The organism is Intestinirhabdus alba, assembly GCF_009711095.1.
Lineage (GTDB): Bacteria > Pseudomonadota > Gammaproteobacteria > Enterobacterales > Enterobacteriaceae > Intestinirhabdus > Intestinirhabdus alba.
Genome location: NZ_WMJZ01000002.1, coordinates 22,065 through 41,085, shown reverse-complemented (window position 1 = coordinate 41,085; position 19,021 = coordinate 22,065). Strand labels below are relative to the sequence as shown.

The 19,021-nt window shown below is 61.2% G+C and carries 20 protein-coding genes, 3 tRNA genes and 1 pseudogene; 7 read left to right on the top strand and 17 right to left on the bottom strand.

What is annotated here, in order from left to right; all coding sequences use genetic code 11:
* Positions 1-56: 56 nt before the first annotated feature.
* Complete coding sequence (gene radA, locus GJV78_RS01850) at positions 57-1,439, bottom strand: DNA repair protein RadA (RefSeq protein ID WP_167519316.1); 1,383 nt, start codon at positions 1,437-1,439, stop codon at positions 57-59.
* Positions 1,440-1,450: 11 nt separating this feature from the next.
* Entirely contained in the window at positions 1,451-2,419 is a 969-nt protein-coding gene (gene serB / locus GJV78_RS01845; protein ID WP_155106716.1) for a phosphoserine phosphatase, read from the bottom strand.
* A 116-nt stretch (positions 2,420-2,535) separates the two neighbouring features.
* Between serB and GJV78_RS01840 the strand changes: the two genes are divergently transcribed.
* A complete protein-coding gene (locus tag GJV78_RS01840; RefSeq protein WP_155106715.1) occupies positions 2,536-3,180 on the top strand; it encodes a YtjB family periplasmic protein in 645 nt (214 codons plus the stop codon).
* Between the two features lie 28 nt (positions 3,181-3,208).
* Positions 3,209-4,225: a lipoate--protein ligase LplA gene (lplA, locus tag GJV78_RS01835; RefSeq protein WP_155106714.1), complete on the top strand. Its 1,017-nt coding sequence runs from the start codon at positions 3,209-3,211 to the stop codon at positions 4,223-4,225.
* Between the two features lie 115 nt (positions 4,226-4,340).
* Here lplA and deoD read toward each other — a convergent pair whose 3' ends face one another.
* From deoD to deoC, 4 genes are all read right to left on the bottom strand, one after another.
* Positions 4,341-5,060 carry a purine-nucleoside phosphorylase gene (gene deoD, locus GJV78_RS01830; RefSeq protein WP_155106713.1) on the bottom strand — a complete coding sequence of 240 codons (720 nt, stop codon included), beginning with the start codon at positions 5,058-5,060 and terminating at the stop codon, positions 4,341-4,343.
* A 53-nt stretch (positions 5,061-5,113) separates the two neighbouring features.
* A complete protein-coding gene (gene deoB, locus GJV78_RS01825) occupies positions 5,114-6,337 on the bottom strand; it encodes a phosphopentomutase (RefSeq protein WP_155106712.1) in 1,224 nt (407 codons plus the stop codon).
* 99 nt (positions 6,338-6,436) lie between these two features.
* Positions 6,437-7,765, bottom strand: coding sequence for a thymidine phosphorylase (gene deoA, locus GJV78_RS01820; protein ID WP_155106711.1), 1,329 nt, complete (start codon positions 7,763-7,765; stop codon positions 6,437-6,439).
* A 78-nt stretch (positions 7,766-7,843) separates the two neighbouring features.
* Complete coding sequence (deoC, locus tag GJV78_RS01815; protein ID WP_167519315.1) at positions 7,844-8,623, bottom strand: deoxyribose-phosphate aldolase; 780 nt, start codon at positions 8,621-8,623, stop codon at positions 7,844-7,846.
* Between the two features lie 209 nt (positions 8,624-8,832).
* On the opposite strand from deoC, the pseudogene GJV78_RS23430 reads away from it, so the two are divergent.
* A pseudogene (locus GJV78_RS23430) lies at positions 8,833-9,061 on the top strand (glycyl radical enzyme domain-containing protein); the annotation flags it as partial.
* A gap of 96 nt (positions 9,062-9,157) precedes the next feature.
* Here GJV78_RS23430 and GJV78_RS01810 read toward each other — a convergent pair.
* The 10 genes from GJV78_RS01810 to GJV78_RS23275 form a co-directional block, all read right to left on the bottom strand.
* Positions 9,158-9,934, bottom strand: coding sequence for a TatD family hydrolase (locus tag GJV78_RS01810; protein WP_167519314.1), 777 nt, complete (start codon positions 9,932-9,934; stop codon positions 9,158-9,160).
* On the bottom strand, positions 9,931-11,004 hold the full coding sequence (locus tag GJV78_RS01805; protein WP_155106709.1) for a patatin-like phospholipase family protein: 1,074 nt from the start codon (positions 11,002-11,004) through the stop codon (positions 9,931-9,933). Before GJV78_RS01805 ends, GJV78_RS01810 begins: the two co-directional genes overlap by 4 nt.
* Positions 11,005-11,121: 117 nt before the next feature.
* Positions 11,122-11,283, bottom strand: a complete 162-nt coding sequence (locus tag GJV78_RS01800) for a DUF1328 domain-containing protein (protein ID WP_000490275.1) — start codon at positions 11,281-11,283, stop codon at positions 11,122-11,124.
* A gap of 250 nt (positions 11,284-11,533) precedes the next feature.
* On the bottom strand, positions 11,534-12,151 hold the full coding sequence (gene osmY / locus GJV78_RS01795; protein ID WP_155106708.1) for a molecular chaperone OsmY: 618 nt from the start codon (positions 12,149-12,151) through the stop codon (positions 11,534-11,536).
* A 409-nt stretch (positions 12,152-12,560) separates the two neighbouring features.
* Positions 12,561-14,150: a peptide chain release factor 3 gene (prfC, locus tag GJV78_RS01790; RefSeq protein WP_155106707.1), complete on the bottom strand. Its 1,590-nt coding sequence runs from the start codon at positions 14,148-14,150 to the stop codon at positions 12,561-12,563.
* 90 nt (positions 14,151-14,240) lie between these two features.
* The gene (gene yjjG / locus GJV78_RS01785) at positions 14,241-14,918 is read right to left on the bottom strand and encodes a pyrimidine 5'-nucleotidase (protein ID WP_155106706.1); all 678 of its coding nucleotides are present in this window, start codon (positions 14,916-14,918) and stop codon (positions 14,241-14,243) included.
* Positions 14,919-14,932: 14 nt separating this feature from the next.
* Positions 14,933-15,379 (bottom strand): ribosomal protein S18-alanine N-acetyltransferase, encoded by a 447-nt coding sequence (gene rimI, locus GJV78_RS01780; protein WP_155106705.1) that lies wholly within the window; start codon positions 15,377-15,379, stop codon positions 14,933-14,935.
* The gene (locus GJV78_RS01775; protein WP_155106704.1) at positions 15,348-15,761 is read right to left on the bottom strand and encodes a DNA polymerase III subunit psi; all 414 of its coding nucleotides are present in this window, start codon (positions 15,759-15,761) and stop codon (positions 15,348-15,350) included. The genes rimI and GJV78_RS01775 overlap by 32 nt, the downstream gene beginning before the upstream one ends.
* A gap of 81 nt (positions 15,762-15,842) precedes the next feature.
* Positions 15,843-16,349: a hypothetical protein gene (locus tag GJV78_RS23280; RefSeq protein WP_209439221.1), complete on the bottom strand. Its 507-nt coding sequence runs from the start codon at positions 16,347-16,349 to the stop codon at positions 15,843-15,845.
* Complete coding sequence (locus GJV78_RS23275; protein WP_209439220.1) at positions 16,294-16,494, bottom strand: hypothetical protein; 201 nt, start codon at positions 16,492-16,494, stop codon at positions 16,294-16,296. Before GJV78_RS23275 ends, GJV78_RS23280 begins: the two co-directional genes overlap by 56 nt.
* Before the next feature lie 404 nt (positions 16,495-16,898).
* Here GJV78_RS23275 and rsmC point away from each other — a divergent pair, with 404 nt between their 5' ends.
* From rsmC to GJV78_RS01750, 4 genes are all read left to right on the top strand, one after another.
* Positions 16,899-17,930, top strand: coding sequence for a 16S rRNA (guanine(1207)-N(2))-methyltransferase RsmC (gene rsmC, locus GJV78_RS01765; RefSeq protein ID WP_155106703.1), 1,032 nt, complete (start codon positions 16,899-16,901; stop codon positions 17,928-17,930).
* A gap of 146 nt (positions 17,931-18,076) precedes the next feature.
* A tRNA-Leu gene (locus GJV78_RS01760) sits at positions 18,077-18,163 on the top strand.
* A 28-nt stretch (positions 18,164-18,191) separates the two neighbouring features.
* Positions 18,192-18,278: transfer RNA gene (locus GJV78_RS01755), tRNA-Leu, on the top strand.
* Between the two features lie 33 nt (positions 18,279-18,311).
* Positions 18,312-18,398 (top strand) — tRNA-Leu (locus GJV78_RS01750).
* Between the two features lie 39 nt (positions 18,399-18,437).
* On the opposite strand, the gene GJV78_RS01745 is transcribed toward GJV78_RS01750, so the two are convergent.
* Positions 18,438-18,674 carry a DUF1435 domain-containing protein gene (locus GJV78_RS01745; RefSeq protein ID WP_155106702.1) on the bottom strand — a complete coding sequence of 79 codons (237 nt, stop codon included), beginning with the start codon at positions 18,672-18,674 and terminating at the stop codon, positions 18,438-18,440.
* Between the last annotated feature and the right edge of the window lie 347 nt (positions 18,675-19,021).

Here is a 19,021-nt window from a genome sequence, read left to right as displayed (position 1 = left end):
AAGAAAGTCTCCCGCGGCGGCGAGCGTTCTGCCCCGCCGCCGCTGCGGATATCTCATTACAAATCGTCAAAAACGCCGAGCGCATCGGCGAGTTTCTTCACGCCGAAAATCTGCATACCTTCCGGCGGCTTTTTCGGCACGTTGGCAACGGGGACGATGGCGCGGCGGAAGCCGTGCTTCGCCGCTTCGGCTATCCGCTCCTGGCCGCTGGGCACCGGGCGGATCTCCCCCGCCAGCCCCACCTCGCCAAACACCACCAGATCCTGAGGCAGCGGCCGGTCGCGCAGGCTGGAGACCATCGCCAGCAGCAGGGCGAGATCGGCGCTGGTCTCGGTAACCTTCACGCCGCCCACCACGTTGACGAACACGTCCTGATCGGCCATCTGCAGGCCGCCGTGGCGATGCAGCACCGCCAACAGAATCGCCAGCCGGTTTTGCTCCAGCCCCACCGCCACGCGCCTGGGGTTCGCCATCATCGAGTGATCGACCAGCGCCTGAATCTCCACCAGCAGCGGCCGCGTTCCCTCCCAGACCACCATCACCGAGCTGCCGGAGGTAATTTCGTCGCCGCGGCTCAGGAAAATAGCGGAAGGATTGCTCACCTCGCGCAGCCCCTGCTCGGTCATGGCGAACACCCCCAGCTCGTTCACCGCGCCGAAGCGGTTTTTATGGCTGCGCAGGGTGCGGAAGCGGGAGTCGGCGTCGCCGTCGAGCAGCACCGAACAGTCGATGCAGTGCTCCAGCACCTTCGGCCCGGCCAGCGAGCCGTCTTTGGTCACGTGGCCGACCATCACGATCGCCACCCCGCGGGTTTTGGCAAAGCGGGTCAGATAAGCGGCGGTTTCACGCACCTGCGCCACGCTGCCCGGCGACGACTGAATATCGGCCATATGCATCACCTGGATGGAGTCAATCACCATCAGCTTCGGCTGCTCCTCTTCAGCGATCAGGCAGATCTGCTCAATGCTGGTTTCCGACAGCATATTAAGACCGGCGGTCGGCAGACCCAGCCGGTGGGCGCGCATCGCCACCTGCTGCAGCGACTCTTCGCCGGTCACGTAGAGGGTTTTCATCTGCCCGGCGAGCCGGCACAGGGTCTGCAGCAGCAGGGTGGATTTCCCCGCCCCCGGGTTTCCGCCGATAAGAATCGCGCTGCCCGGCACCACGCCGCCGCCCAGCACGCGATCGAACTCCTTAAAGCCGGTAGAAAACCGCGGCAGCGCCTCAAGGCTTATCTCCGAGAGCTTCTGCACCCTTGACACCCCGGCGCTGCCCGCGTAACCGGAAAGCCGCTCGTTGCGCGCCGCCGCGGGCGAGGCGGCCAGCCGCACCTCGGTGATGGTATTCCAGGCGTGACAGGCGCTGCACTGCCCCTGCCAGCGAGGATAATCGGCCCCGCATTCATTACACACAAAGGCGCGTTTAGGAGCTTTTGCCACGGTTTACCTCTTTATTTCTGGTTCATACTGCCGGAGAGAATGCAGAACACCCCCATCAGATCGGCATGACGGATGGTGACCTCCGCCTTTTCGTTCACCTTCGGCTTGGCGTGCCAGGCGATGCCCAGCCCCGCCGCTTTAATCATCGGCAGATCGTTGGCACCGTCGCCGACGGCCACCGTCTGCGCCAGCGGGATCGCATACTCCTGCGCCAGGCGGGTCAGGGTAGTGGCCTTATAGCGGGCGTCAACAATGTCGCCCGTGACGCGCCCGGTAAACCTGCCGTTCACCACCTCCAGCCCGTTGGCGACCGCCGCCGTCAGCCGCAGCTTTTCACGCAGATAGTCGGCGAAAAAGGTGAAGCCACCGGAGGCGATGGCCACCTTCCAGCCCAGAGTTTCGAGCTTCAGCACCAGTTGAGTCAGCCCCGGCGACAGCGGCAGGCTTTCGCGCACCTGATGCAGAATCGCCGCGTCGGCCCCCTCCAGCGTCGCCACGCGGCTGCGCAGGCTGGCGGTAAAATCAAGTTCTCCGCGCATTGCGCGTTCGGTCACTTCCGCCACCTGCTCGCCGACGCCCGCCAGCCTGGCGATCTCATCAATACACTCGATCTGAATGGCCGTTGAATCCATATCCATCACCAGCAGGCCCGGCGCGCGCAGATGGGGAATTTTGCCCAGCGGCGCGACGTCCAGCCGGGCCTCATGGGCCAGCCGGGTCGCCCGCGGCGTCAGGGAGCCGGCCAGGCGGATCACCTGATAATCTTCAACGCACCAGGCCGCGACGATCACCATTGCCGCCCCCAGCTTGCGCTGATAGCGGGTGAGGCGCTGTTTATCCAGCCCGCGCCCATACAGCAGCCAGCCGCTGCGCCCGGCGTGATAGTCGAGCGGCATCACCTCGTCGCCGCTTAAGGAAAGGGGCAAACCTGGCCATAAAGAGACATCTTCAGGCAAATCGCACCAGGTAATGTTAGGCATTAAAGCTCCTGTAAATCGTTCAGGCCGGGAATCATCCAGGGGAAAATAACGCATGAGGCTACCCTGTAATCAGCGCTTCTGGCAACATTAAGCCTCAAATTTTCAGCAGGTGGAATATGGCTCGCGCAAAACTGAAATTTCGGCTTCATCGTGCAGTGATTGTACTGTTCTGTCTCGCCCTGCTGGTGGCGCTGATGCAGGGTGCCTCCTGGTTCAGCCAGAACCACCAGCGCCAGCGCAATCCGCAGCTGGAAGAACTGGCCCGCACCCTGGCGCGGCAGGTGGCGCTGAACGTCGCGCCGCTGATGCGCACCGAATCACCGGACGAGAAGCGTATCGCGGCGGTACTCAATGCGCTGACCGCCAGCAGCCGGATCCTCGACGCCGGGGTTTATGACGAACGGGGTGACATTATCGCCCGCGCGGGAGAAGGCGTGGCGGTTCGCGACAGGCTGGCGCTGGACGGTAAAAAGGCGGGCGGCTATTTTAACCGGCAGCTCGTAGAGCCAATCCAGGGGAAAAACGGCCCGCTGGGCTATCTGCGGCTGACCCTCGACACCCACACCCTCGCCACCGAGGCGAAACAGGTGGATAATACCACCAATATCTTACGCCTGATGCTGCTGCTGTCGCTGGCAACGGGCGTGGTGCTGACCCGCACCCTGCTGCAGGGCAAGCGCACCCGCTGGCAGCAGTCCCCCTTCCTGCTCACCGCCAGCAACCCGGTGCCGGAAGAAGAAGAGAGCGACAAAAAAGAGTAATCCCTTCATTCAGGTAAGGAAATTCGTTATGCCGACGCTTCGTCTGCTGATCTCTGATTCATACGATCCCTGGTTTAATCTGGCGGTGGAGGAGACTATCTTTCGCCAGATGCCCGCGACCCAGCGCGTGCTGTTCCTCTGGCGCAACGCCGATACGGTGGTCATTGGCCGGGCGCAGAACCCCTGGAAGGAGTGCAATACCCGTCGTATGGAGGAGGATCACGTCCGGCTGGCGCGCCGCAGCAGCGGCGGCGGTGCGGTATTCCACGATCTTGGCAACACCTGCTTTACCTTTATGGCGGGTAAGCCGGAGTACGATAAAACCATCTCCACGGCAATTGTGCTTGACGCCCTGAACGCGCTGGGCGTGACCGCCGAAGCGTCCGGGCGCAACGATCTGGTGGTGAAAACCCCGGAAGGCGATCGCAAAGTTTCCGGTTCCGCCTATAGAGAAACCCGCGATCGCGGCTTTCACCACGGTACGCTGCTGCTCAACGCCGATCTCAGCCGGCTGGCCAACTACCTCAATCCCGATAAAAAGAAGCTCGCCGCCAAGGGCATTACCTCGGTGCGCGCCAGGGTGACCAACCTGACGGAGCTGCTGCCGGGCGTGACCCACGAGCAGATTTGCCACGCGGTCAGCGAGGCCTTTTTTGCCCACTACGGCGAGCGCGTCGAAGCGGAGCTTATCTCGCCGGATAAAGCGCCGGATCTGCCCGGTTTCGCCGATACCTTTGCCCGCCAGAGCAGCTGGGAGTGGAACTTCGGCCAGGCCCCCGCCTTTACGCACCAGCTGGACGAACGGTTTAGCTGGGGCGGCGTGGAGCTGCACGTTGACGTGGAAAAGGGCCGCATTACCCGCGCGCAGATATTTACCGACAGCCTCAATCCGGCACCGCTGGAGGCGCTGGCCGAGCGGCTGCCTGGTTCTCTCTACCGGGCGGACAGCCTGCAGCAGGCCTGCGATACGCTGCGCAGAGAGTTCCCGGAACAGGATAAAGAGCTGCAGGCGCTGTCGGCGTGGATGGCGGAAGCGGTGCGGTAGCCGTCGGGGTAACGGGCGGGCATTCACCGGAAAAGCGCCCTGTGCGAAGGCGCAGGGCACCCGCCGCGACGGGTTGGCCCCTGCGCCCTGCAGCGACGGGCCGACGCCGGGCGCGTTACGCTTTGTCGCCCAGCAGAACGGACTCCAGCGCGATGTTGATCATGTCGTTGAAGGTGGTCTGACGCTCGGCTGAGGTGGTCTGCTCGTGAGTGCGGAGATGGTCAGAGACGGTGCAGATAGCCAGCGCTTTCGCGCCAAACTCGGCGGCGACGCCGTAAATGCCCGCCGCTTCCATCTCAATGCCGAGAATGCCATATTTTTCCATCACGTCGAACATTTCGCCGTCCGGCGAGTAGAACAGATCGGCGGAGAACAGGTTGCCCACGCGCGCGTCGATGCCCAGCGCCTTCGCCGCGTCCGCCGCATTGCGCACCATGTCAAAGTCGGCGATCGCCGCAAAGTCATGATCCTTAAAGCGGATGCGGTTGACTTTCGAATCGGTGCAGGCCCCCATGCCGATCACCACGTCGCGCAGCTTCACGTCGCCGCGCACCGCGCCGCAGGAGCCAACGCGGATAATTTTCTTCACCCCGAAATCGGTGATCAGCTCTTTCACATAGATGGAGCAGGAGGGGATGCCCATACCGTGGCCCATCACGGAAATTTTGCGCCCTTTCCAGCTGCCGGTAAAACCGAGCATACCGCGTACGTTGTTCACTTCACGGACGTCTTCGAGGAAGGTGTCGGCAATATGCTTAGCGCGCAGCGGATCGCCGGGCATCAGCACAACGTCGGCAAAATCGCCCATTTCTGCATTAATATGTGGGGTAGCCATCGTAATATCCTTTCATTATCAATAAAAAAGGGCGGAAAAAACCGCCCGAATGGTCAGAACATCGCTTTGCCATAGTCCATCGCGGAGGTGCCAAACCAGGTTGCCAGGGTCTGGCCGATATCCGCGAAGGTCTCCCGGTGGCCGAGAGAGCCGGGTTTCACCTTTGGCCCGTAGATAAGCACCGGAATGTGCTCGCGGGTGTGCTCGGTGCCGCGCCAGGTCGGATCGCATCCGTGGTCGGCGGTCAGGATCAGGATGTCGTCTTCCCCCACCAGCGCCATCAGCTCCGGCAGGCGACGGTCAAAGAGTTCGAGGCCTGCGGCATAGCCCGCCACGTCGCGGCGGTGTCCCCAGGAGGAGTCAAAGTCCACGAAGTTGGTAAAGACGATGGTGTTGTCGCCCGCCGTCTTCATCTCCTGAACGGTGGCGTCGAACAGCGCGTCCAGCCCCGTGGCCTTCACCTTTTTCGTGATCCCGCAGTTGGCATAGATATCGGCGATTTTGCCGACGGAAACCACCTGGCCCTGCTTCTCGTCCACCAGCTTTTGCAGGATGGTCGGTGCCGGTGGCTCCACGGCGAGATCGTGACGGTTGCCGGTGCGCTGGAAGCTGCCGGCCTTATCGCCAATAAACGGCCGGGCGATGACGCGGCCAATGTTATAGCCGCCCTCGGTCAGCTCCTCCCGGGCGATTTCACACAGCTCATAGAGTTTATCGAGGCCGAAAGTCTCTTCGTGACAGGCAATCTGGAACACGGAGTCGGCGGAGGTATAGAAGATCGGCTTGCCGCTCTGCATATGCTCTTCGCCCAGCCGGTCGAGGATCTCGGTGCCGGAAGCGTGGCAGTTGCCGAGATAGCCCGGCAGCCCGGCGCGCTGCACCAGCTTATCGAGCAGCGCCTGGGGGAAGCTGTTTTGCTGGTCGGTAAAATAGCCCCAGTCAAACAGCACCGGCACGCCGGCGATTTCCCAGTGTCCGGAGGGGGTATCTTTACCGGAGGAGAGCTCCTGCGCCCATGCCCAGGCACCGATGACCTCCGCGCTGCCGTCCAGTCCGGCGGCGACGCGGCCGGTGGAGCCTTCATGGGCCTTCGCCAGGCCAAGCCGGGTGAAGTTAGGCAGGTTCAGTGGGCCGCTACGTCCGCGATCCGCCTCCCCTCTGGCGCAGGCTTCCGCGATATGGCCCAGGGTGTCCGAGCCAGCGTCGCCGAAGCGCTCTGCATCTTCAGCCGCACCAATGCCAAAGGAGTCCAGCACCATAATAAATGCACGTTTCATCTTGTTCTCCTACATGTTGCGCTGCAAAAAAGCGATCGGATCAGTATACCGCAAACCGTTAGCCTTTTGGAAAAATGGCGGGCCGATGCGCGCCGCAGCTCAGGCTGCGCCAGCGATGCGGCGATAGACCGTTGGCCCCGCCTCCGGCGCGCTATCGGCAAGGGTCATGGCCGCTTTGACGGCCTGCGCCGCCGCCTGCCAGCTGGACTCATCTCTGGCGTGGATCACCGCCAGCGGGCGCTGCCCGTCCAGCCGATCGCCCAGCCGCGCGAGGTCCGTCAGGCCGACGCTGTAGTCAATGATATCCGACGCCTGGCGACGTCCGCCGCCCAGGGAGACCACCGCCATGCCGAGCGCGCGGGTATCCATCGCGCTGACAAAGCCCTCCGTCTCGGCATACACCGCCTTGCTGAGCGTGGCGGTGGGCAGATAGGTCGCATAGCGCTCGACAAAGTCGGCCGGCCCTTTCTGCGCCGCGACCATACGGCCAAAAATTTCCGCCGCCCTGCCGCTGTCCAGCGCCGCCTGCAGCTTCGCCCGCGCTTCGTCGGCGTCGCTGGCGAGCCGGCCGGAGATCAACATCTCCACGCCCAGCGCCATCGTCACCTCAAACAGACGCGGATTACGGTACTCACCGGTCAGGAACTGCACCGCTTCGCGCACCTCCACGGCATTCCCCGCGCTGGAAGCCAGCGCCTGGTTCATATCGGTCAGCAGCGCGGTGGTACGCACGCCCGCGCCGTTCGCCACGTTGACGATCGCCGAGGCGAGCGCTTCGGAAAGGGCCAGGGACGGCATAAACGCGCCGCTGCCCACCTTCACGTCCATCACCAGCGCATCCAGCCCCTCCGCCAGCTTTTTGGCGAGGATGGAGGCGGTAATCAACGGAATCGAGTCCACCGTCGCGGTAATATCGCGGGTGGCATAAAAGCGTTTATCCGCCGGGGCCAGCGAGCTGGTCTGGCCCACGATCGCCACCCCGTTCTCCTGGATAATGTCGCGGAAGCGGCCGTCGTCCGGGAAGATATCAAAGCCCGGAATCGCCTCCAGCTTATCGAGCGTGCCGCCGGTGTGGCCAAGACCGCGCCCGGAGATCATCGGAACATAGCCGCCGCAGGCCGCCACCATAGGGCCGAGCATCAGGGATGTCACATCGCCCACGCCGCCGGTGGAGTGCTTATCGACGACAGGCCCGTTCAGATGCAGGGGTTTCCAGTCGAGAACGGTGCCGGAGTCCCGCATCGCCATGGTCAGCGAGACGCGCTCCCCGGCCGCCATATCGTGAAAAAAGATGGTCATCGCCAGGGCGGCAATCTGCCCTTCGGAGATGGTGTTATCGCGAATGCCATTGATGAAAAAGCGGATCTCTTCATCGCTGAGCGCATGGCCGTCGCGCTTTTTACGAATAATTTCCTGTGCGAGAAACAAGGTAAACCTCCGGTGCTTTGCGGGTTAAGCTCTCCGACGCGGCGAACCGATGCCGGGGCATAGCGGGCGCGCCCTGGACTAGTAGCCGCTGGCGCTCTTGCCGTCGCCGTGGCCCAGCGCGCTCAGCAGGCTCGCCAGCAGGCTGGAGGCACCGAAGCGATAGTGGCGGGCGTCCGCCCACTCAGCGCCAAACAGCGCGTCGGCGATAGCGAGGAACGTCTGCGCGTCTTCAGCGCTGCGCACGCCGCCCGCAGGCTTGAAGCCAACGGTTTTTTCCACTCCCATATCGCGGATGGTCTCCAGCATAATGCGCGCGCTTTCCGGGGTGGCGTTCACCGGCACCTTGCCGGTTGAGGTTTTAATAAAATCGGCACCGGCCCGGATGGCGATCTCAGAAGCTTTGCGGATCAGGGACTCCTCCTTCAGCTCGCCGGTTTCAATAATCACCTTCAGCAGCACGTTGGCCGCCGCGCAGACCTCTTTGCAGGCTTTCACCAGATCGAAGCCCACCTGCTCATTACCGGCCATCAGCGCCCGGTATGGAAACACCACGTCCACCTCGTCGGCCCCCAGGGCGATGGCGGCGCGGGTTTCGGCCAGCGCTGCCGCAATATCGTCGTTACCGTGGGGGAAGTTGGTGACGGTGGCAATGCGGATCTCCGGGGTGCCCTGCTCCGCCAGGGCCTTACGCGCAGCGGGGATAAAGCGCGGATAGATACAGATCGCGGCGGTATTGCCGACCGGGGTTTTCGCCTGACGGCACAGGGCGATCACCTTCTCTTCGGTATCATCTTCGTTGAGGGTGGTCAGGTCCATCAGCTTCAGCGCACGCAGGCTGCTGGCGGTTAAATCGCTCATATCGTTCTCCAACGGCATCGCCGTAAATAGTTTATCCGGCAGATCTGTGACTATTCTAACATTGACCCGCAGTGACATTTCGATATACATCACAGTTAATGAAAACTTAGTGCATTTTTGCAGGACTATAATGCGACATACTTCAACAGGTTCTGCTTTGTCAACGGGCGTGACGGCCGCCACGCTACGCGGCTTCCCGGCTACGCCCCTTTTCTGGCCATCCTGATGCACGGCTGCAACGCCATGTTAGAATTTTAACACAACAAGCAATCGACATTCGAATAGCACGCTTCCGGCGCTATCCTTGCTCCCCTGTCGGACGCCTTTGTCCACGCTAACATCGGCCCGGCCGACGCCCCGCCTGTCCGCGCTATTTTACGCGCCAATACCGGGCAGAAGCGGGTGTCGCCTCTGCTGGCCTTTATCGACGATCCGCAGCCGGGGACACTGAGCCGTCTTGTGGACAGCAACGACCAGCCTGCAGAGCGCTGCTGGCGGACGCACTGCGGGCGCGAAAGATGGGAAGTTCTGTCGTCAGAGATTAAACAGCGTCGTGGCGTTGTGGTACAGCGCATCGGCAATCTCCGCCGCCGGCTCCGGGCGCAGCGCGCAGAGCGCGTCAAACACGTCGGCCGCCCGCTCCGGGCGGTTAGGCTGCCCCTGAAAGCCGTTCAGCGGCATATCCGGCGCGTCGGTCTCCAGCAGCAGCGCGCTCAGCGGCAGCCGCGCCATCACGCTGCGGGTTTTCGCCGCCCGCGGATAGCTGATGGTGCCGCCGACGCCGATCCGGTATCCCAGCTGCACAAAACGCTCCGCCTGCTGCAGGCTGCCGGCAAAGCCGTGTACTACGCCGGTTCGCGGCAGAGCGTGGCGCTTCAGGTGCATCGCCAGCCGGTCGTGGGTACGGCGGGAATGGAGGATCACCGGCAGATCGTAGCGTTTCGCCAGCCGAAGCTGGGCCGCCAGCAGCTGCTCCTGGCGGTCAAACTGCGGGTTATCGCGAAAGAGATCGAGACCGATCTCGCCAATTGCCACCAGCCTGCGGGGGCGGTGCGCCAGCTGCTGCTGCAGCCGATCGATATCCTCGTCGCGATGGATTTCGGTGACGATGGGATGCAGCCCCAGCGCGGCGTACAGCGGTGGGTGCCGCTCCGCCAGCGTCAGCACCCGGGCAAAGTGCGCGGCCTGCACGGCGGGGACAAGGATTTTTTCCACCCCCACCCGGGCGGCGCGCGCGATGCTGTCGGCCTCCTCCCCGGCGAACGGCGGAAAATCAAAATGGCAGTGGGTGTCGATAAAACGACGGCTCACGCCAGATCCTCATCGTTGAGCGTCGCGTCGTTGGCCTGCGGCGCGTCGGTCACCGCCGCCGCGTGGGCGTCATTGGCTACCGGTGCCGGCGGCACCACAACGGGCGCGGGGGTGACGATCCGCGGAAGATGCCGGGTCAGCGGTGGAACGTCCATCAGCAGCTTGCCGATGGTGGCGAGAAAATAGCGGCCGCACTGGCGTCCGATCCGGTAATCCTCACGCAGCGCCGGAATACGGCTGCCCAGCGCCATGCTGCGCAGCGGCTTCGGCGGATAAATTTCAAAAATACGCAGCTTGCCCGGCGGCTTCTCGATAAACCGCTGAATCTTGCTGTAGCTCTCCTCGTGATGCTGAACCAGGTTCACCAGCGGCTGCAGGCTACCTTCCCCCAGCCAGCGCTCCATGCGGCGGAACCACTGCGGCGTGTAGTACATTTGCGAGGGAACGGTGCGGATCACCACCAGCGTCTGGGCCCCCAGCCTTGCCGCTTCCTGCACCGGGATCGCGTCGCTGATGCCGCCGTCGAGGTAGTTGACGCCGTCCAGCACCACGCCGCTGCGGTAGAAGCCGGGAATGGCGCTGGAAGCGCGGATCAGATCGAGCCAGTTTTGCGAGGTGGGCGAAAAGTAGCCCGGCGTATAGTCGTCGCCGCGGCAGGCGCACATGTAGAAGGCTTTTCCGCTGTCAAACAGCCGCGCCGCGGTGTCCATCTGCAGCGGCATCTTGTCCGCGGTCGAGGCCACCAGCCAGTCAAGATCGATCAGGTTGCCGCCCCGCACAAAGCGCAGCGGGTCAAAAAACTCGCGGCGGGTGGTGTAATGCATAATCACCCTGCGGGCATAGCCAGGCTGATTGCACAGGTAGGCGGAAAGGTTCTGGGCCCCCGCCGAGGTGCCGAGGAACAGATCGAAAGGGTTAAACTGCGCGCGCATAAATTCATCCAGCACGCCGGCGGTGAAAATACCCCGCTGCCCGCCCCCTTCACATATAATCGCCAGGCGACCGGGGTTAAAGCGACTCAACGATAGCGGCGCAATATTACCGAGCGTCACGGGAATTCTCTGCCCCATCTCTGCCTTCCTTACCGATAATCAGAATAACAAAGTAGCGCAATTTGCCGGCGGCTAAAACCAGAAAAGCCAGTCCGCTGGACTGGCCTGGTACAAATACTTCTTGCTGATAGCCTGCTAGGGTCGTTTACGGCCCATAAACAGGCTGACCAGGAACAGGATAATACCCACCACAAAAACGATTTTCGCCGCGCCTGCGGCCGTACCGGCCAGACCGCCAAAACCCAGGGCTGCGGCAATTAACGCGATAACCAGAAATATAATACCCCAACGAAACATAGCCCTCTCCTTTACCATAGTTAATGTTGACCGCTTTCCACCCGTCATCCTTCAGGTTGCATCTGCGTTGGCTTTATTCGGCCCACCCCACCAGGGCCAGCTCTGGGGCCGTTCAAAACGCGCTGCGTTTTGGCCTGCAACCTAAATTGTTATGGGTATATATGAGCCATCGGGCCACTCATTTGCGATAATTTAAGACGGGTGTCCATTGCGCCTCCTGACCAGAGTCAGGAGGACAAATGACCCTGTATTACTTTGTTTTCAGATCGTTTTTAACGCTTTTCACGCCGTCAACCGCTTTGGCGATGCTCTCAGCGCGATCGATTTGCGCCTGAGAATCCACGGTGCCGGAGAGCTGAACCACGCCGTCGGTGGTTTCTACTTTAACCTTGCGGGAAGGTACGCTATCGTCAGCCAGCAGCTTCGCCTTGATTTCGCTGGTGGTGGCCGCGTCGCCAGCATAGCCTTTCACCGAGCCGGATTTGCCGTCGCGGACGTGCAGCTTATCGCTGACGGAGGTCACGCCCTCCACGCCTTTCGCCACTTTCACCGCCGCTTCGGCCTGGGCCTGGCTTTCCACAAAGCCGCTCAGAGTTACCACTTTGTGTTCAGTTTTAACGGAGATATCGGTGCTCTTGATAGTGTCATGATCCACCAGCGCCGCTTTTACTTTCGCAGTAATTGCGCTGTCATCCATGAAGTTACCGACTTTATTCATAGAGCTATCGATTTTCTGCCCTGCGGTTTCAGCGCCGGAGTGCGCCTTATCGGCCGCGCTGGATTCTGCGAATGCCGAGCCAGTCGCCACGGCGGAGGTCAGCATGACGGCCAGCAGAGTTTTAGAAATCTTCAGTCTTGTCATCATCATCGATTTATTCCTGTATGGTTTGCTCAATATTTTGAGCTCAGGCAACACGAAGGTTGCATTGCTGAATGGGGAGAACTCACCCGGGCGCATGTCAATGCCAGCCATCACACTCACCGCTTATTGCGGGGAGAGAAACGGGTCAGCCGTTGGTAACGCTAATTCAGTTATTAATATTGTGATTACAATAAACATCAGCTTTAATAACTGGCTTTAGCCCATCAAGCGGCATTTAAAGCGGATATTTATGTCATCACTTTGTTAAATATAGATCACAATTTCGAACTCGCCTGGGGAATTGCGCAAAATATCGGCGGGCATAAGTAAAACAGAGGGATTTAAGAACATTCCGCAAGGGGCTAATAAGGCAGGAAAAGTCCAGGGCGCAGCCAGGCTGCGCCCTGCAGGGCGATCAATGTTCCCGGGTCTTACGGAACTGAACGTCCGGATAACGCTCCTGAGTCAGGTTAAGGTTCACCATCGAGGGCGCGATATAGGCAAGGTTGTCGCCGCCGTCCAGCGCCAGCTGTGTTTCACTCTTGCGCCGGAACTCTTCAAATTTCTTCGCATCCGCGCACTCCACCCAGCGGGCGGTCGCCACGTTGACGGACTCATAAATAGCCTCGACGTTGTATTCGCTCTTCAGGCGTGCCACTACCACATCAAACTGCAGCACCCCCACCGCACCGACGATCAGATCGTTGTTGGTGAGCGGGCGGAACACCTGCACCGCCCCCTCTTCAGAGAGCTGAACCAGCCCCTTCAGCAGCTGCTTCTGCTTCAGCGGGTCCTTCAGGCGAATGCGGCGGAACAGCTCCGGCGCGAAGTTCGGAATGCCGGTGAACTTCATCATTTCGCCCTGGGTGAAGGTGTCACCAATCTGAATGGTGCCGTGGTTGTGCAGGCCGAGGATATCCCCGGGGTACGCCTCTTCCACGTGGGAACGGTCACCGGCCATAAAGGTCAGCGCGTCGGAGATAACCACATCCTTGCCGGTGCGCACCTGGCGCAGCTTCATGCCCTTCTCGTACCGGCCGGAAACCACGCGCATAAAGGCCACCCGATCCCGGTGCTTCGGGTCCATATTGGCCTGAATCTTAAAGACAAAGCCGGTGAACTTCTCTTCGCTGGCCTCCACCACGCGGGTGTCGGACCGGCGCGGCATCGGCGCGGGTGCCCATGCCACCAGGCCGTCCAGCATATGGTCAACGCCAAAGTTGCCCAGCGCGGTGCCGAAGAAGACCGGGGTAATTTCACCGGCGAGGAACAGCTCCTCATCGAACTCGTTAGAGGCTCCCTTCACCAGCTCCAGCTCATCGCGCAGCTGCTGCGCCAGCTCTTCGCCGACGGCGGCGTCGAGATCCGGATTATCCAGCCCCTTGACGATGCGCACTTCCTGAATGGTGTGCCCCTTGCCGGTCTGGTAGAGATAGGTCTCATCTTTATAGAGGTGATACACCCCCTTAAACAGCTTGCCGCAGCCAATGGGCCAGGTGATGGGCGCACAGCCAATCTTCAGCTCGTTTTCTACTTCATCCAGCAGCTCCATCGGATCGCGGATGTCGCGGTCAAGCTTGTTCATAAAGGTGAGGATCGGCGTATCGCGCAGGCGGGTGACCTCCATCAGCTTGCGGGTGCGATCCTCGACGCCTTTCGCGGCGTCGATCACCATCAGGCAGCAGTCCACCGCCGTCAGGGTACGGTAGGTATCTTCCGAAAAGTCTTCGTGCCCTGGCGTATCCAGCAGATTGACCAGGCAGTCGTGGTAGGGGAACTGCATCACCGAGGTGGTGATGGAGATCCCGCGCTGTTTTTCCATCTCCATCCAGTCGGATTTAGCATGCTGGCTGGAGCCGCGCCCCTTTACCGTACCGGCGGTCTGGATCGCCTGTCCGAACAGCAGCACCTTCTCGGTGATAGTCGTTTTACCGGCGTCCGGGTGAGAAATAATGGCAAAAGTGCGGCGTTTAGCCACCTCCTGCAGATAAGGAGACAACGTCATAAGGCTTCTTCTTAGTAAGCGCGGCGTCGCGCCGGGCATGTTAAAAACGAAAAATTGCGGCTATTTTACCCATCAATAAGGGGGAGGCAATCAGTGTTTGCACAGGAGCTGCCCCAGCTCCTCTAACGAGGCCACGGTCCACGTTGGCGCGATGCCTTCAGGCTGCGGCTGGCCGTGGGCATTCAGCCAGCAGGTGGCCAGCCCGGCGTTGATGCCACCCTTAATGTCCGACTCCGCGGTATCGCCAACCATCAGCACCCGGGCGCGATCGGGGTTGCCTGCCAGCGCCAGCGCGTAGTCAAAGATCCGCCGGTCGGGCTTCGCCACGCCGACCTGTTCGGAAATCACCAGCAGATCGAAATAGTCGCGCAGGCCGGTGCGCTCCAGGCGGATCTGCTGCAGCGCGGTAAAGCCGTTGGTAATGATGCCGATTTTACACCTGCCGCGAATCGCATTCAGCAGCGGCACCGCTCCCGGCAGCGGCGCACAGATCTCCGCCATCGCGTTGATAAAGGCGTCGTTCAGCAGGCCCGGCTCCACGTTCAGACGCTCGGCCCAGCTGCGAAAGCGGGTGTGCTGCAGCTGCAGCGCGCTAATGGCTCCGTTCTGATAATCGGCCCACAGCGGTTTATTTACGGCCTGGTAGTCCTGAAAATCCTCAGCGGTAAAGGCCACGCTATAGTCAAGAAACATCCGCTGCAGGCCGCTGAACGCATCAAAGGTGAACAGCGTCTCGTCGGCGTCAAAGAAAATCCAGTCCCACTTCATCGTTACCCCTTACTTTACATGCTGACTGGCAGCGCCATGATGATGGCGTCTTCGCGACCGTCGGCGGTCGGGTAGTAATTACGGCGGATGGTGGCCTCGTTAAAACCCAGGCTTTCATAGAGAGCAATGGCGGCGGCGTTGGAGGCGCGAACCTCCAGCCACAGCGTCACAATGCCGCGCGCCTCCAGCGCCCCGATCAGATGCTCCAGCAGCGCCCGGCCCAGGCCACGGCGCTGAAAATCGGGATCGACGGCGATGTTAAACAGCGTGGCCTCATCCAGCACAACCTGGGTAATGGCGAAGGCGGCCATTCTGCCCCCCTGCGTCAACTGATAGTTGAGATAGCGCTCGCCCTGGCTACTGGCGAAGGTCTGCTCGCTCCACGGGAACGCATGGGCGCGCGTCTCAATCTGAAACGCGGCGGGTAAATCAGTCGGGCTGAGGAAAGAAATCGTGTTCATATGCGCAGATCTGTTGCCATAGTGCAGCGCGGGCCGCTGGGCTTGCCCGCAGCTCATCAAACGCGGGGGTGAATACCTGCGCCCCATCCAGAAGCAGCGGCGCTTCCTCGCCGAGCCGCCAGCTGTTGCAGCGGCTGCCTTCGGGGAGCATGGCGATGCGCTCCGGCGACACCTGCAGCACCCGTTCGGGGGTAAGACCCAGCGCGCGCAGCACATCGTTGACCAGCGGTTCGCTCAGGGCCGGCAGCGCCTCACCGACCATCACCAGACGGACGTGGGCAGGAATTGAAATCGCAATCTCCCCCCGCAGCGCGCCGGGGCGACGCAGCGCCCAGCGGGTAATACCCAGCTGCTGTAGCTGCCAGTCTCGTCGGGATGTCATAGCGAATCGCTCCTGTAATCAGGGGCGCAAATATAGCAAATTCATCGAAACGGTGCCAACAAACTCCGCGCCCTTGCCCCGCTATTCAGGAGGTTCCTCCGCCAGCGCATGGGCGGCGCAGACCAGCGACAGATGGCTCAGCCAGCTCTGGGTTTGGGTATCAAACATTTCGTTAAAGGTCTCGACGTTGCCACGATTGCACAGCTGCTCCAGAATCGCGTCCATCGTCCGGGACGCCTGGCGACGCTCTCCCAGCACCGCCAGCACCTCTATCCGCCAGAACGCGCAGGCGATGAAGGTGGCCTCCTCTTTCTCCGCTCCGGAGTAGCGCCAGAGCATCGGCCCCCCGTCCCCAGCTCGCGCTGGATCAGCGCCAGCGTGGCGAGCATCCTCTTCCGGCAGCGAGGTGGTGGGCGCATACCAGAGAAACTTCAGCGCCAGGCCGGAGCGCCGCACACGATCGCCATACGGCCCTTGCCAGCTCAGCCCGCTGACCCAGTCGCGCCAGGCGGTATCGCTGGTTTCGATACGTTCATCGATTTTTTCCGCCGCCGGGCGAGGTGGTAAAAGAGGCGAAGCAGATCTCATCCTCACAGCGCTCAACCCGGACATCGTCGGTCAGGCGCAGCATCGCCATCAGATCGTCAAGATGGTAAACCGGGCGGCCCTGCACCCGGTTATGCCAGGGGGAACAGCTTTCGGCGCGGATGCCGGGGCGAAAAATCATCTGCATTTTCACCTCGCCGCTGCCCCCCCTCCACCCGCCACGCCAGCTCGTTCCACGGCAGGCGGCCGGCCTGGGTGCTGTTCAGGGATTCGGTGATCGGCACCTCTCCCTGCGGCGTCCGTAACTCGGCGGCACAGGCCCGTCGGTTTATCCCGCCGATACAGCCGACAGGATTTTGTGTGTGTATACCCGTCATACTTCAAGTTGCATGTGCATTGGCTTTATTCGGCCCTGGGGCCTCACCCTGAAGGGCCGCCGCCAGCGGCGTTCAAATCAGCTTAGCTGATTTGTCCTCGCTCACCCCAGTCACTTACTCCAGTAAGCTCCCGGGGATTCGCTGCGTCGCCGCCTTCACGCACCTCGAATTATTTAGGGTATAATCGCAGCCTGCAAAAATTAAGGAGCCGTTCATGTCCGCTTTTACCCCGGCAAGTGAAGTCTTGCTGCGCCACAGCGATGATTTCGCACAAAGCCGTATTCTGTTTGCCGGCGATCTGCAGGACGATCTGCCCGCGCGCTTCAACAGCGCCGCCGCCCGCGTGCATACGCAGCAGTTTCACCACTGGCAGGCCCTGAGCCAGCGGATGGACGATCGCGCACGCTTTGGGCTGGCGGCCCAGGCCGACGACGTCGCCGACAGCGATACGCTGATCTACTACTGGCCGAAGAACAAGCCGGAGGCCCAGTTCCAGCTGATGAACATTCTGTCCCTGCTGCCGGTCGGCTGCGACATCTTCATCGTGGGTGAGAACCGCAGCGGCGTACGCAGCGCCGAACAGATGCTGATGGACTACGCGCCGCTGAGCAAGGTCGACAGCGCGCGCCGCTGCGGCCTCTATCACGGTCGTCTGGAAAAGCGACCGACCTTTGCCGTCGACGCCTACTGGGATGCGTACAGCGTGGACGGGCTGGCCATCAAAACCCTGCCGGGGGTATTCAGCCGCGACGGTCTTGACGCGGGCAGCCGGCTGCTGCTTACCACCCTCACGCCGCACACCAAAGGCAAGGTGCTGGACATGGGCTGCGGGGCGGGCGTGCTCTCCGCCGCCCTCGCGCACCATTCACCGAAGGTGCGCCTGACGCTGTGCGACGTCAGCGCCGCGGCGGTTGAGGCCAGCCGCGCCACTCTCGCCGCCAACGGCATTGAGGGCGAGGTTTTTGCCAGCAACGTCTTCTCGGAGGTGAAAGGGCGTTTTGATCTCATCATCTCCAACCCGCCGTTCCACGACGGGCTGCAGACCAGCTTTGACGCCACCCAGGCGCTGATTCGCGGGGCCGTTCGCCATCTGAACATCGGCGGCGAACTGCGCATTGTCGCCAACGCCTTTCTGCCCTGGCCGCAGGCGCTGGACGAGGCTTTCGGCTTCCATGAGACGCTCGCCCAGACCGGGCGCTTCAGGGTCTATCGCACGGTGATGACGCACCGCGCGAAGAAAGCGTAGCGCGCCCACCGTCGGCAAAATCGGCCCGCGCAGGCGGCCGTTTTTGCAGCAATCGCGTTATCCTGGGCAATTAACTGTTGACGAAAATCTGAAAATCACTAGAATGCGCCTCCGTGGTGGTGATTCTTTTTAAGAATCGACGGTATGCGAAGGTGGCGGAATTGGTAGACGCGCTAGCTTCAGGTGTTAGTGTCCTTACGGACGTGGGGGTTCAAGTCCCCCCCCTCGCACCAAAAACCACGTTGATATTGCTCGCACTGGGCGAAGGTGGCGGAATTGGTAGACGCGCTAGCTTCAGGTGTTAGTGTTCTTACGGACGTGGGGGTTCAAGTCCCCCCCCTCGCACCAACGAGGCGATATCAAAATAAGTAAGATGACTGTGCGAAGGTGGCGGAATTGGTAGACGCGCTAGCTTCAGGTGTTAGTGTCCTTACGGACGTGGGGGTTCAAGTCCCCCCCCTCGCACCAGATATCTTATTTTCTCTCCCGCTTTTCCTCCCGATTGACTCATCCCTGATGCCCGCTCATTGCTATCAGCATGACTCCGCTTACCAGCGCGACGAACGACGGCAACAGGACAAAATGGCGCAGATTTTTATGGGACAGCAACAGCAGAGTCATCAATAATCCCGATATAATCAACGCCTTCCAGGCGTTCGGCGACAACCCGACCCACGCCAGCCCGACGATAAACATCCCCGGCAGCAGCACTCCCCACCCGCTCCCCAGCGCACGTTGCAACATAGTTTTACCCCCTCGCAACTGATAATGATAACCAATATCATATGACGGGTTCATCCATTTGTCAGCAACAGAAATTTCTCCGCCATTCCTAAATAATTCGGGTTGCGGGACAAAACGCAGCGCGTGTTTAACAGCCCTAAGGGATGCCCCCCTGTGGCCGAAACATGCAGCAGGCGAGCGATAAATTTATCAGTAACAAATGTAAACGGCCCGGACCGCCTTCGGCTCCTGATGTATCCCCCACCGGGGTGCGTGACAAACCCGTCGGGAGCCGATTTGAACGCCGCGCAGCGCCGGCCCGTCAGGGCGAGTCTCATGGATGAGACGGGTAATCAGCATCTCGCCGT

Bases quoted from the DNA above. Each gene is read 5' to 3' on its own strand.
- deoC (WP_167519315.1), bottom strand. From the start codon at position 8,623: ATGAGCGATTTAACCGCCAGCAGCCTGCGTGCGCTGAAGCTGATGGAC.
- serB (WP_155106716.1), bottom strand. From the start codon at position 2,419: ATGCCTAACATTACCTGGTGCGATTTGCCTGAAGATGTCTCTTTATGG.
- lplA (WP_155106714.1), top strand. From the start codon at position 3,209: ATGCCGACGCTTCGTCTGCTGATCTCTGATTCATACGATCCCTGGTTT.
- GJV78_RS23275 (WP_209439220.1), bottom strand. From the start codon at position 16,494: ATGCAGATGATTTTTCGCCCCGGCATCCGCGCCGAAAGCTGTTCCCCC.
- GJV78_RS23280 (WP_209439221.1), bottom strand. From the start codon at position 16,349: ATGAGATCTGCTTCGCCTCTTTTACCACCTCGCCCGGCGGCGGAAAAA.
- prfC (WP_155106707.1), bottom strand. From the start codon at position 14,150: ATGACGTTGTCTCCTTATCTGCAGGAGGTGGCTAAACGCCGCACTTTT.
- rsmC (WP_155106703.1), top strand. From the start codon at position 16,899: ATGTCCGCTTTTACCCCGGCAAGTGAAGTCTTGCTGCGCCACAGCGAT.
- deoD (WP_155106713.1), bottom strand. From the start codon at position 5,060: ATGGCTACCCCACATATTAATGCAGAAATGGGCGATTTTGCCGACGTT.
- osmY (WP_155106708.1), bottom strand. From the start codon at position 12,151: ATGATGATGACAAGACTGAAGATTTCTAAAACTCTGCTGGCCGTCATG.
- rimI (WP_155106705.1), bottom strand. From the start codon at position 15,379: ATGAACACGATTTCTTTCCTCAGCCCGACTGATTTACCCGCCGCGTTT.
- yjjG (WP_155106706.1), bottom strand. From the start codon at position 14,918: ATGAAGTGGGACTGGATTTTCTTTGACGCCGACGAGACGCTGTTCACC.
- GJV78_RS01745 (WP_155106702.1), bottom strand. From the start codon at position 18,674: ATGTTGCAACGTGCGCTGGGGAGCGGGTGGGGAGTGCTGCTGCCGGGG.
- GJV78_RS01775 (WP_155106704.1), bottom strand. From the start codon at position 15,761: ATGACATCCCGACGAGACTGGCAGCTACAGCAGCTGGGTATTACCCGC.
- GJV78_RS01800 (WP_000490275.1), bottom strand. From the start codon at position 11,283: ATGTTTCGTTGGGGTATTATATTTCTGGTTATCGCGTTAATTGCCGCA.
- deoB (WP_155106712.1), bottom strand. From the start codon at position 6,337: ATGAAACGTGCATTTATTATGGTGCTGGACTCCTTTGGCATTGGTGCG.
- GJV78_RS01840 (WP_155106715.1), top strand. From the start codon at position 2,536: ATGGCTCGCGCAAAACTGAAATTTCGGCTTCATCGTGCAGTGATTGTA.
- GJV78_RS01805 (WP_155106709.1), bottom strand. From the start codon at position 11,004: ATGGGGCAGAGAATTCCCGTGACGCTCGGTAATATTGCGCCGCTATCG.